General features: G+C 42.5%; 11 protein-coding genes. 9 read left to right on the forward strand and 2 right to left on the reverse strand.

All coding sequences use genetic code 11. The annotated features are described in order from the left end of the window. Positions 1-35: 35 nt before the first annotated feature. A complete protein-coding gene (locus tag SM122_RS09280; RefSeq protein ID WP_049471894.1) occupies positions 36-356 on the reverse strand; it encodes a hypothetical protein in 321 nt (106 codons plus the stop codon). A gap of 281 nt (positions 357-637) precedes the next feature. Then, complete coding sequence (gdhA, locus tag SM122_RS09285) at positions 638-1,984, reverse strand: NADP-specific glutamate dehydrogenase (protein ID WP_003004977.1); 1,347 nt, start codon at positions 1,982-1,984, stop codon at positions 638-640. 299 nt (positions 1,985-2,283) lie between these two features. Here gdhA and SM122_RS09290 point away from each other — a divergent pair, with 299 nt between their 5' ends. The 9 genes from SM122_RS09290 to SM122_RS09330 all read left to right on the forward strand — a co-directional run bounded on the left by SM122_RS09290 (position 2,284) and on the right by SM122_RS09330 (position 11,882). Continuing rightward, positions 2,284-3,219, forward strand: a complete 936-nt coding sequence (locus SM122_RS09290; protein ID WP_195326677.1) for a dihydroorotate oxidase — start codon at positions 2,284-2,286, stop codon at positions 3,217-3,219. Between the two features lie 276 nt (positions 3,220-3,495). Continuing rightward, on the forward strand, positions 3,496-3,852 hold the full coding sequence (locus SM122_RS09295) for a helicase BlpT (RefSeq protein ID WP_195326678.1): 357 nt from the start codon (positions 3,496-3,498) through the stop codon (positions 3,850-3,852). Positions 3,853-4,127: 275 nt separating this feature from the next. Continuing rightward, a complete protein-coding gene (msrB, locus tag SM122_RS09300) occupies positions 4,128-5,063 on the forward strand; it encodes a peptide-methionine (R)-S-oxide reductase MsrB (protein ID WP_049497981.1) in 936 nt (311 codons plus the stop codon). Positions 5,064-5,447: 384 nt separating this feature from the next. Next, positions 5,448-6,335 (forward strand): helix-turn-helix domain-containing protein, encoded by an 888-nt coding sequence (locus SM122_RS09305; protein WP_229042329.1) that lies wholly within the window; start codon positions 5,448-5,450, stop codon positions 6,333-6,335. Between the two features lie 196 nt (positions 6,336-6,531). Next, the gene (locus SM122_RS09310; RefSeq protein WP_080976912.1) at positions 6,532-6,735 is read left to right on the forward strand and encodes a hypothetical protein; all 204 of its coding nucleotides are present in this window, start codon (positions 6,532-6,534) and stop codon (positions 6,733-6,735) included. Positions 6,736-6,928: 193 nt separating this feature from the next. After that, the gene (locus SM122_RS09315) at positions 6,929-8,272 is read left to right on the forward strand and encodes a CapA family protein (protein ID WP_195326679.1); all 1,344 of its coding nucleotides are present in this window, start codon (positions 6,929-6,931) and stop codon (positions 8,270-8,272) included. Positions 8,273-8,275: 3 nt separating this feature from the next. Beyond that, entirely contained in the window at positions 8,276-9,940 is a 1,665-nt protein-coding gene (locus SM122_RS09320) for a MutS-related protein (protein WP_195326680.1), read from the forward strand. A gap of 23 nt (positions 9,941-9,963) precedes the next feature. Next, on the forward strand, positions 9,964-10,680 hold the full coding sequence (locus SM122_RS09325; protein ID WP_155170224.1) for a DUF554 domain-containing protein: 717 nt from the start codon (positions 9,964-9,966) through the stop codon (positions 10,678-10,680). Positions 10,681-11,303: 623 nt separating this feature from the next. After that, complete coding sequence (locus tag SM122_RS09330; protein ID WP_155170328.1) at positions 11,304-11,882, forward strand: HD domain-containing protein; 579 nt, start codon at positions 11,304-11,306, stop codon at positions 11,880-11,882. The last annotated feature ends 64 nt before the right edge of the window (positions 11,883-11,946 follow it).

An 11,946-nucleotide genomic window follows, 5' to 3' on the forward strand; every position in this document is an offset into this window, starting at 1 on the left:
CTCAGAAATATTTTTCTGAGCTTTTTTAATCGATGTTACGATCTTAAGTGGCAGTATTTGTCATCCAAATATTTAATCTGATCCCAAGTCTTTCGAGCCTCAGGTGGCAAGATCAATAATTGCTTGCGCAATAGGGCGGTGATTTCGAGATCCAATGATTCGATCGTGAGGGCTATGGCTACGGAACTTTTTGCCCTTTGGATCTTGTTAATGCAGTGTTGGATATGCTGGCAAGCAGTACAAGTCTGTGCTTGACGGCTTGCTGCAATCTCCTGACGCATATCAGAAAGCAGTTGCATCAATTCAGACTTAAGGAATTCAATGGTAGTTGACTTGTCTTGAGCAAAATGAAACATAAGCGCACCTCCTTTTGCTATAGTTTAATACTAATTTATTAAAAATGCAAGGGGGTAAAGTAAAAAAAATAAAATTTTTTTAGAAAAAGATACAGAAAAAGAGATGGCTCAAATCTCTCATCACTAATGATGGATAAGATTCCTTTCTTTAAAAATGACTGTCTTCCCTTGAGACCAATTGTCCTTAAAGAGATCAGTAGCTACAAAAAACTCCTGAAACACACTGATTTCAGGAGTTGAGAGGCTTTGACCCGAAGGTCTCAAAGAAAAATATCGATTGATTATACAAGACCTTGTGCAATCATCGCGTTTGCGACATTTTCAAAGGCAGCGATGTTGGCACCTGCAAGGTAATCTTTACCAAGTCCGTAAGTTTCTGCAGTTGTTTTAGCAGTGTTGAAGATGTTGGTCATGATGTCTTTCAAACGTCCGTCCACTTCTTCGCGTGTCCATGAAAGACGTTGGCTGTTTTGGCTCATTTCAAGAGCAGATACAGCAACTCCACCAGCATTGGCAGCTTTAGCAGGTCCGTAAAGGATACCATTTTCTTTGTATACGTTGATGGCATCGATGTTACTTGGCATGTTTGCTCCTTCAGAGACAACTTTCACACCTTGAGCGACCAAACGTTTAGCAGCATCGCCATCGATTTCATTTTGAGTTGCACATGGAAGAGCGATGTCATAGTTACCAGCGTAAGTCCATACAGAACCTTCGTAGTATGTAGCAGTTGGTTTTTCAGCAGCGTATTCAGTCAAACGAGCACGACGTTTTTCTTTCACGTCTGTAAGAAGGTCGAAGTCAATACCGTTCTCGTCGATCACGTAACCGTTTGAATCAGATACAGAGATAACAGTTGCACCAAGTTCAGTTGCTTTTTGAAGAGCGTATTGGGCAACGTTACCAGAACCTGAGATCACGACTTTCTTACCAGCAAAGCTGTCACCGTTGGCTTTGAGCATTTCTTCAGTATAGTAAACCAAACCATAACCAGTTGCTTCTGGACGGATCAAGCTACCACCAAAACCAAGAGGTTTACCAGTCAAGACACCAGCATCGAATTGGCGAAGGCGTTTGTATTGACCGTAAAGGTATCCGATTTCACGTCCACCAACCCCGATATCACCAGCTGGGACATCAAGAGAAGGACCGATGTGCTTTTGCAATTCAGTCATGAAGCTTTGGCAGAAACGCATCACTTCAGCGTCAGTTTTTCCTTTAGGATCGAAGTCAGATCCACCTTTACCACCACCGATAGGAAGACCAGTCAAGACGTTTTTGAAGATTTGTTCGAATCCGAGGAATTTCAAGATCCCTTGGTTAACAGTTGGATGGAAACGAAGACCACCTTTGTAAGGACCTACAGCAGAGTTGAATTGAACACGGTATCCACGGTTTACTTGGATGTTTCCTTCACGGTCAACCCAAGGAACACGGAAGGAAATCACTCGTTCAGGTTCTGTAATACGAGCTAAAATGTTTTCTTCAATGTATTCAGGGTGTTTTTCAAAAACAGGTTCCAAAGTGCTGAGGAACTCTTCAACAGCTTGAAGGAATTCAGCCTCATGGCCGTTACGAGCTTTTACAGTTTCGAAGGTGCTTTGGATATATTCTTTAGCAGTTGTCATGTTAATTCTCCTTTGTGAATGAAACGAAAACCAGCAAACCCGCTAGGGGATTGGCTTTGAGACAGTTGACAAACAATGTCACGTTTTATTACATGGATCATTATAGCAGACTTTTTTTGGCTTGTAAAGAAAAAAGTTGAATTTTCTGAAAATTTTATTGCGGCTAGGAAAGTCCGAATGTTTGCAAGAATTTTTAGCTTTGTTTGTCCGGAAGCTTCCAAGTGATGGTATAATGAAAGAAGAAAATAGAGAGCATCCCGAACGATTCTGTTGATGGGTGTTTCAAAAAGGAGTACAAGATGGTATCGACAAAAACGCAAATTGCTGGTTTTGAATTTGACAATTGCCTGATGAATGCGGCAGGAGTGGCCTGTATGACCAAGGAAGAGTTGGAAGAAGTGAAGAATTCGGCTGCTGGGACTTTTGTGACCAAGACAGCGACCTTAGAATTCCGTGCTGGAAATCCCGAACCACGCTATCATGATGTGCCACTTGGCTCGATCAATTCGATGGGCCTTCCCAACCAAGGCTTGGATTATTATTTGGATTACCTATTAGAGTTGCAAAAAACAGATCCTGACCGGACCTTCTTCTTATCTCTCGTCGGCATGTCTCCTGAAGAGACCCATACCATCTTGAAAAAGGTGCAAGACAGCGACTTTAAAGGCTTGACAGAACTGAACCTTTCTTGCCCTAATGTCCCTGGAAAACCTCAGATTGCTTATGACTTTGATACGACCGATCGGATCTTGTCCGAGGTCTTTGCCTATTTCACAAAACCGCTTGGTATTAAATTGCCACCTTACTTTGATATTGTTCACTTCGATCAAGCAGCAGCAATCTTTAACAAATACCCGCTTAAGTTTGTCAATTGTGTCAATTCCGTAGGGAATGGTCTCTACATTGAAGATGAATCCGTAGTAATTCGTCCGAAGAACGGCTTTGGTGGGATTGGTGGAGAGTATGTCAAACCAACTGCCCTTGCTAATGTCCATGCCTTTTATCAACGCCTGAATCCAGAAATTCAGATTGTGGGGACAGGTGGTGTCTTGACCGGTCGTGATGCCTTTGAACATATTCTATGTGGGGCTAGTATGGTGCAAATCGGAACCACGCTTCATAAAGAAGGAGTAGGAGCTTTTGAACGCATCACTGCGGAGCTCAAAGCCATCATGGAAGAAAAAGGCTACCAAAGCCTGGAAGACTTCCGTGGCAAATTGCGCTACATTGACTAATCTTTCGAAAAGAACTTCCTCAAGTAGAAACTTGGGGAAGTTTTTTATGAGAGTGGGACAGAAATCGGTAATTCGTTAGAATTCGATTTCGTCGTCCCACCTCCGCACAGTTGAGTAGGGCTGTAAAAGCTGATGAAATCAGCGTAGTAGACCCACTCAACCACTGCGTCTTGCTCGACAATCTAGAAACAATTGAGAGGCTAGGACTTTTGTCCCAGCCTCATTCTGTTCCTAGTTTTAGGAATTTTCCATTTTTATAGAGGAAAAGGGTGTACAATGGAGGTGAAAAGGAAGGTGATTTCGATGGAAGAAAGGGACGTGATTCAAGAGGCAAAAACAACGGTCAGCCTTCTTCAAACAGCCTTTTTGAAAGGATGCACCCCCAGTCCAGATGTCCTTCGATTTCGAGAAAATCTAGATCAGATGTTGAAAGGCTTACGAAAGGCTAGGCGGGTAGACAATCGTCTGTTGATTGAGTTGGAAAAGTTTTATCAGACCGCCAGTTTATTGATTGGTTTGGGTGGGCTAACATTGAACGAAGAAGCCTTTCAAGCTTGGCGAGCTTATGATCACTGGCATTACGAGGTTGTGAAGCCTCAGTTACAGGTCTATGGACCGACGGTGCTTTTGTAGTTGATACTAGCCTGGTGCTTGTTCACAGATATTCAGAGGAGGTGTTGGTCATGGTAGTCCTTCATGATTTTCTACATCAGTTAACCCTATCGTTTTGGAATTTCTATTACTCACTCTTTTTCTTATTTGAAAAATAAGAAGGATTGAATCCCTTTTACATGTAGTAGAAGGGATTTTTGATGCAGAATCCTTGAAAATATGAGGCTCTTGGATTATGATGGAGCTAATAGATAAGAAGTGTTCCTTTTAGGGAATGCGGAAAGCGAGGAAGAAAGATGGCAGAGATTTATCTAGCAGGTGGCTGTTTTTGGGGTTTAGAGGAATATTTTTCACGGATCCCCGGTGTAGAACAGACGACGGTAGGCTATGCCAATGGCCAGGTAGAAACGACCAATTACCAACTGATCAAGGAAACGGATCATGCAGAGACAGTTCAGGTTATCTACGATCCAGACAAGATCACTCTACGCGCAATTCTGCTCTACTATTTCCGTGTGATCGATCCCTTGTCCGTTAACAAACAGGGAAATGATCGAGGTCGCCAATATCGGACGGGTGTCTATTATACAGATGAAGGAGAACGTGAGGTGATCGCCCAAGTGTTTGCGGAAGAAGAGAAGCAACTGGGCAACAAAATAGCGGTTGAACTAGAACCTTTGCGCCACTACATCCTAGCTGAGGACTACCACCAAGACTACCTCAAGAAGAATCCTGGAGGCTATTGCCATATCGATGTGACAGATGCTGAGCAGCCCTTGATTGATCCAGCAGCTTATCAGAAGCCAGATCAAGAAATCCTAAAGGCGAAACTGACAGCAGAGCAGTACCAAGTCACTCAAGAAAGCGCGACAGAACGTCCTTTCCACAATGCCTATGATCTGACCTTTGAAGAGGGCATCTATGTGGATATTACGACGGGGGAACCTCTCTTTTTTGCCAAGGATAAGTTTGCTTCTGGTTGTGGCTGGCCAAGTTTCTCTCGTCCTATTACCAAAGACGTCGTCCACTATTACCAGGACCATAGCCACGGAATGGAGCGGATCGAAGTTCGTTCCCGCTCAGGCAATGCCCATCTCGGCCATGTCTTCACCGATGGACCAAAAGACCAAGGAGGTCTTCGCTATTGTATCAATTCGGCCTCTCTGCGCTTTATTCCAAAAGAGGAAATGGAGCAAGAAGGCTATGGTTATTTGTTAAAAGCTTTGAAATAATAGAAAAAGCATCTTAGAAACTTTCCTTAGGTGAGTACGGACGTCAGCGAACTTCATAGAAGTTCCATGACTTAGTTTTGGACCTAAGGTTCCAAAACTCCCGAGTGCCTGAAACATCATTGTTTCAGGCACTTTTCTCACATCGGAAAGTTTCAGTAGATGCTTGCATCAGTTGAAAATTGTGATGATGTTTTCTGCAATACCACTTGGGTTGCCTTAGGTAAGAAAAAAATCCACATTCTGAGAGACAGAAGCCACTTTTATAAATAAGGAGCATGATTTTCAAGTTAGGGTGCTTTTTAAGGAAAATATGAAAAGGTTTTCGTTATTCTAACAAAGTATGTGTTAAAATTAGTATAAGATGTAATTAGTAGAGATGTACTGATGATGAAAGATTTAAAAAAAGAGATTGGGAAAAAAATAAAATCTACACGACTAGATAGAAAATCTACACAAGCAGATATTTGCGATGATGAAACTGAATTGACTATTCGGCAATTAGCCCGAATTGAGAATGGTCAGGCTATGCCCACTGTACCCAAATTAATATATTTAGCGAAAAAACTGAATGTCGAAGTTCAGTATTTTGTTGATATTGACAAAATTGAAATACCAAAAGATTATCTAAGGTTAAAGAAAGAATTGGTAGATAGTCCGACCTATGCGGATCGAGAACGAATTGAGCGGAAACAAGCGATTTTAGAAGAAATTGGGGAATGTTACTACGATCTTCTTCCAGAGGATGAACAATTACTTATAGATGTGATTCAAGCGCGTCTAGATATTTATAATAGTTCTGATGTGAGATATGGTTTTGCTCTTTTAGAAGAATACTTTCAACAAATCTTAAAGAAAACAATTTATACGGTTAATGATTTGTTAATTATTGAACTCTACTTTTTTTGCTGTGCTGTAGGATTAGAAGATAAAAGGTATTTTCAGGAGTTGGCTGATAAAGTAATGCTTGACATAGATTATAGGGACAAGGAATACCTGACACAGTTGGAAAAAATATTGCTTGTTTTGCTAGCTCAGTTGGAAGAAAAATGTACGCTTAAATATATTCAAACTTTCGAAGATGTAATTGATAAGACGAGACATGTTTATTACAAACCTCTTATTTATATGTTTAAAGCAAAATATATGCTCCATGTGGAAAAGAGCAAGGAGAAATCTGAGGAGTTGTATGGAAAGGCAATTACATTTGCTGAATTATTGGATGATGAAGTGCTGGTACAAAGATTATTAGAAGAAAAAAAGAACGATTTTTAGCAACCCGACGTTTAAGTCATGTTGCTTTTTTCATTTTATGTTAGACTGAAATCATAAAAAAGGCAAAGATATCAGAAAACTTTATTTCCTACAGTAGGATATATAACTGTTTGTTGAATCGGTATATTTTGGATGTTGTAGGACGATCTTTTAGTTGATTCATTTCCCAAACATTCGTTTTAGAGAAAAGGAGTTTATGATGAAAAATAGAAATTTATGGCGAACGATTTTTGCGCTTTCGGCTATGGTAACTCTGATTGGATTAGGATTTATTGCCTATAATCATTTTGTATTTCATCAACCTTTTATGAATCGGACGACAAAAGGGTTGCTTTCGGCTTTTTTCCTAAGTCTTGTCATGGTTGCGATTAGCTTGTCCAAATCAAACGATAAGAAGTGATTTGTGACCATTTATATGAATCAATCAACTGTGCAAGAGCAGGACGATGAAGCGTTTCTAAACAATGGCGCTTCTGTCCTGCTCTCTTTTTTCTCTTCTTAAAAATTGTGATACAATGAAGAGAAAGTATTTCAATGACAGCTCAATTTGTTGGCGGATCATTGGAGAAACTGGATATGAAGAAGAGGTAGAAATGATAGAGAAGTGGGAGAATGTGAAAGGGACCATCAAAACGATGGGAAAAGAGTTGTCAGCGGCCTTTGATTGGGCTTTTGATCGTCTCTTTTCAAGGATTGAGCTGACCAATGAACAGTTTGTCTATGTGCTCTTGTCCATTGTTTTTATCGTGGCCAATGCCATCTTGTGGGTGCAAAAGTTCCAAGGCTTTCCGATCACCGCAACGGAACGGCCAGAGGTTGTGTACAAGGCCAAAACACCGGCTGATCAGATTCCTCATACAGCTCGGATCATGGCCAATGGAGATCAGCTCTATCATGATCTGGTCTATATGAGTGCACAAAAGGAAGACGGAAGCTATGATTTTCATGAAAATTATGAGTATGTCAAACCCTGGCTACAAAAAGCGGATCTAGCCTTGGGCGATTTTGAGGGAACCATTAACCCGGATTACTATTTGTCAGGTTATCCTCTCTTTAATGCGCCGAGCGAAGTCGTACCAGCCATCAAGGATGCTGGTTATGATGTCATGGATTTGGGACATAACCATATCTTGGATTCAGGCCTAGATGGGGTCTATTCGACAGCCAAGGCCTTTGAAGATGCAGGCATCACACCTGTCGGTGTCTACACGCATGAAAAGAGAGGCCAGGCTCCCTTGGTGATCAAGGAAGTGAATGGCATCAAGATTGCTATTCTAGCCTACGCTTATGGGTTTAATGGGATGGAAACGACCCTTACTCCAGAAGAGCAAGCAGATGTCTTGTCTGATCTGGATGAAGAGCGGATGAAGGCGGAGATCCAAAAGGCGGAGCAAGAGGCCGATATCACCATTGTCATGCCCCAGATGGGAATCGAGTACCAGTTGGAGCCGACAGAAGAGCAAAAAGAGCTCTACCACAAGATGGTTTCTTGGGGAGCTGATATCGTCTTTGGCGGGCATCCCCATGTTGTAGAGCCTGCTGAAGTGGTCAATAAAGATGGTCAAAACAAGCTTATCATCTACTCGATGGGGAATTTCCTGTCCAATCAGCGTCTGGAAACTATGGGAGATGTGGAGACTGCCCAATGGACAGAGCGAGGGGTCTTGATGGATGTGACCATCGAAAAGGTTGGTCGCAAGACAAAGATCAAGACAGCTACTGCTCATCCAACCTGGGTCAGTCGGACTCCGAAGGGCACCTATTCTCCTGAAGGCTATGACTTGTACAAGTACCAGACCTATATCTTGGAAGATTTTATCCAGGGTGGCAAATACCGCGACAAGCTGGATGAGGAGACCAAGGAGAGAGTGGACACGGCCTACCGAGAAATGAAGGAACATGTTCACTTGGACTGGCCTCAGAGTGGAAAGGAATAGAGCATGGAAGGAAATGTGAACTGGATCTCGCTTGGGATCCTAGGATTGATCGTGGTGATTTGGGCAACCAAATTTCTTACGGCCATCCGTCTCAAGCAAAAGCTGAAGAAGGCTTGGGATGGAGCGCCTTTCTTTCGCAAGAAAGATACAGAAGAAAGTTTGATAGACAGCCTGGCTTATCCGTCTAAGGGAAAGACGATCGATAGCCAAGTGGATGATCAGACCTGGCATGATTTGGCTTTGGAAGCGGTCTTTGATCAGCTCAACTATACCCAATCGAGCCTTGGGGCAGAAGCTCTCTATCAAAACATGCGCCTGCTGGAATTCCAGCTTCAGGACCAGCTTCATGACTTAGAAGCCTTCTTTGAAGAGCATCCGGATTTGCGCCTCAAGGTCCAGGTTATTTTCAACCAACTGGGCAAGAAGAACCACAACATGGCGCGTAGCATTGTCGCAAATCCAGGCAAGCATTATGCAGGTTTGCCCCTCTATCTAGCCTTGGCCTGTCTTCCAATCTTCTGTCTCTTTGCCATCCCCTTTGAGCCAGTCGGGGCCATTACCCTCTTGGTGATCAGTGTGGTCTTTAATATCGTCTTTTCGAGTTTGCGCAATTGGTCCAATAAAATCCGTCTGGACAATGTTAGCTATTTGGTCCGCATCTTTGCTTCGGCAGAACGCTTGAGCCATCTAGCCTTGCCACAACAAGAAGAACTAAAGCAAGCGGTCAAACCCTTTAAGAAAACGCGGATCCTTGCCAGTGTCTTGCAGAGTCCAACGGGGACTTCTGAGATGGAAATTATTCTCCTCTACCTAAACGTCCTCTTTTTACTCCCACAGATCGCTCAGGTTTATATTTACAATCAGGTGAAAGCTCATCAAAAAGAGGCCCAGAAGCTTCTGGATCTGCTAGGGGAGATGGAAGTCGCTATTAGCCTCTTGCGCCATAAGCGGGATCTAGAAGTGGTTTGCCAGCCAGTCTTTACGGAAACGGGTGGCATTGAGGGTGAGACGCTCTATCATCCCTTGCTATCCAATCCGATTGCGAATGATGTGCATTTTCAAAAAAATATGGTCATCAGTGGGGACAATGCGTCCGGGAAATCGACCTACCTGAAAACCGTCGCCATCAATGCCATTCTGGCTCAAGGATTAGGCTTTGCCTATGGAGAAAAATTAGCCCTTCCCTATGGTCATGTGCTAACGGCTATGGATGTGAGCGATGACATTGAAGTTGGAGATAGTTACTTCATCACTGAAAGTAAAGCTATTTTACGTATGATTCAGCATCTGAAGAAGTCTGGCTTTCACTACTTCTTTATTGACGAGCTCTTTAAGGGGACCAATACCATCGAGCGGATCGGATCAGGTCTTGGGATTGTCCGCTGGTTGGCTGCCCAAAACTGCCTCTACATGATTTCCAGTCACGATATTGAGCTGGTCGCAGCCTCCGGTGAAGTCAATGATAATTACCATTTTGACAGTCGCTATGTGGATGGCAAGATCGTCTTTGACTACCAGATCAAGCCAGGGTCAGCGGTGACCAAAAATGCGGTCAATACTCTAGAAAGCTTGCATTATCCAGAGGAGATTACGCAAACAGCCAAGGACTTGATTGACCAGTATGAAGAGACGGGACACTGGTCTTTAAAAGAAATTGAAAAAGAATGAAAAATGAACGAAGGAGTTTGTAAATGATCGGTTTAGGGACCTTTTATAATGCCTTAGGAGTTGTATTTGGTGGGCTTTTAGGACTGCTCATCGGTCAACGTTTATCAGAAGATTTTCATGAGACCCTTCTGAAAGTGACAGGAGTTGCTGTTTTTGTCTTGGGCATCGCAGGGACCTTGGAAAAGATGCTGGTGGTGCATGGAAGTCATGTGGAGAGTCACGGCAGTATGATGTTGATTCTGAGTCTAGTAATCGGGACCGTTATCGGGGAACTCTTGAAGATTGAGGAGGGTTTTGAGCGCCTGGGAAGCTGGCTGAAGGAAAAGACGGGCAACCAAGGCGATTCCAGCTTTGTTGATGCCTTTATGACCACGGCCTTGACCATTTGTATCGGGGCTATGGCGGTAGTCGGAGCTGTCCAGGATGGCCTGACAGGCGACACCTCGACTTTGTTGGCCAAGGCTATTCTGGATATGGTCATCGTTTTGGTTTTGACCGTTTCAAAAGGAAAGGGTGCGATCTTTGCGGTGGTTCCACTCGTGATCTTTCAGGGGGTGATTACGCTGTTGGCCCATTTGATCGCACCGATCATGACCCCACAAGCCCTGTCTAATCTCTCACTGGTTGGCTCCAGCCTCATTCTCTGTGTTGGGATCAACCTCATCTGGGGCAAACGAATCAAGGTCGCTAATCTCCTGCCTGCAGTGCTGATTGCCATTATTTGGGCCTTTGTTGGGTGAAAAATAGAAGCTAAGCAGTAGCTTCAGATTTAAGACAAAGTCATATTAAAAACTTTCCTTAGGTGAATACGGACGTCAGCGAACTTTCGTAGAAGTTCCATGACTAAATTAAGATACAGAGGGCGTCTGCGGATAAAGTCAAAATAGGAAGTTTGACGCAGAATCTTTCGATTCTAGGAGAACTTATCTTTTTGACACAATCCGCAGCCCTTGTTCAATTTGTATTGAGCCCCTTCGCTCTTTAATTTCTGGGCTCAGGCTAAAACAGTTTCCCAAACTGTTTTACTCTCAATAATTCCGAGTGCCTGAAACGTATTGTTTCAGGCACTTTTCTCACAGCGGAAAGTTTTTGTATTTTCTTGATTCATTCTAAAAATAGGAACTCGTTTTTACTTACTTTTAGAATCGATTGACTTATTTTACTTTAAAATAGTTTGTCTCATTCTAAAGCTAACCGGTAAAGAATGATTAGCTTTTTTGCTTGCCCATGTAGTCTTGTTAGAAAAATGAAGATGCTCCGAAAAGGAGGGACATTTTCTTTTTGCAAATATGGGAAGTAATTTATGGAAGCCCTGATTTTTGGTATGATAGTCATAATTTCGAATAGGGAGGTTGGAGTCGCCATGAGTGATTTGAATCATACAGTTGAATTTATTAAAGAAATCGAGAAATTAAAGTCGGTAACAAGGTTTAATAGAACCCTTGATGGACGGTTTGAAAATAGTGCCGAGCATTCCTGGCAGGGTGCGGTAGCTGCGATGGTTTTTCAAGATTATTATCCTGAAAAATTGAATATGGAAAAGGTCATGTTTCTGTTATTGATTCATGATTTAGGTGAGATTTATGCCGGAGATACTTGGGTGTTTGATGATGAAAAAAAGGTTCATGCTCATGATAGAGAGCTAGCATCTATAGAAAAAACAATGAGCCTCCTTCCAGAAGCAACCTATTTGAATATGAAAAATTCGTGGTTGGAGTTTGAAAAAGGGCAGAGTCCTGAGGCAAGATATGCAAGAGTGATTGACGCTTTGGTACCACTGATCAATCACTTGGAAGTGTCAGAAGTAAATTATAATCCTGATCATATCCGTTCAGAGATGGTATTAGAAAAGAAAAAATTTATAAAAAGTGAGTCCAAAGCGTTATGGAAACTGACGGAAGAGTTGGTTCAGGAAAGTGTAGAAAAGGGATTATATTTATGATATCACTTGGTCTTTAGTAGCAACTTTCAGACTAAAAGTAAACCACCTGTTTTCACGGGTGGTT

The organism is Streptococcus gingivalis (genome assembly GCF_035544715.1).
Classification (GTDB): Bacteria; Bacillota; Bacilli; order Lactobacillales; family Streptococcaceae; genus Streptococcus; species Streptococcus gingivalis.

Bases quoted from the DNA above. Each gene is read 5' to 3' on its own strand.
- SM122_RS09310 (WP_080976912.1), top strand. From the start codon at position 6,532: ATGATGAAAAATAGAAATTTATGGCGAACGATTTTTGCGCTTTCGGCT.
- msrB (WP_049497981.1), top strand. From the start codon at position 4,128: ATGGCAGAGATTTATCTAGCAGGTGGCTGTTTTTGGGGTTTAGAGGAA.
- gdhA (WP_003004977.1), bottom strand. From the start codon at position 1,984: ATGACAACTGCTAAAGAATATATCCAAAGCACCTTCGAAACTGTAAAA.
- SM122_RS09290 (WP_195326677.1), top strand. From the start codon at position 2,284: ATGGTATCGACAAAAACGCAAATTGCTGGTTTTGAATTTGACAATTGC.
- SM122_RS09320 (WP_195326680.1), top strand. From the start codon at position 8,276: ATGGAAGGAAATGTGAACTGGATCTCGCTTGGGATCCTAGGATTGATC.
- SM122_RS09305 (WP_229042329.1), top strand. From the start codon at position 5,448: ATGATGAAAGATTTAAAAAAAGAGATTGGGAAAAAAATAAAATCTACA.
- SM122_RS09295 (WP_195326678.1), top strand. From the start codon at position 3,496: ATGGAGGTGAAAAGGAAGGTGATTTCGATGGAAGAAAGGGACGTGATT.
- SM122_RS09315 (WP_195326679.1), top strand. From the start codon at position 6,929: ATGATAGAGAAGTGGGAGAATGTGAAAGGGACCATCAAAACGATGGGA.
- SM122_RS09280 (WP_049471894.1), bottom strand. From the start codon at position 356: ATGTTTCATTTTGCTCAAGACAAGTCAACTACCATTGAATTCCTTAAG.
- SM122_RS09325 (WP_155170224.1), top strand. From the start codon at position 9,964: ATGATCGGTTTAGGGACCTTTTATAATGCCTTAGGAGTTGTATTTGGT.
- SM122_RS09330 (WP_155170328.1), top strand. From the start codon at position 11,304: ATGAGTGATTTGAATCATACAGTTGAATTTATTAAAGAAATCGAGAAA.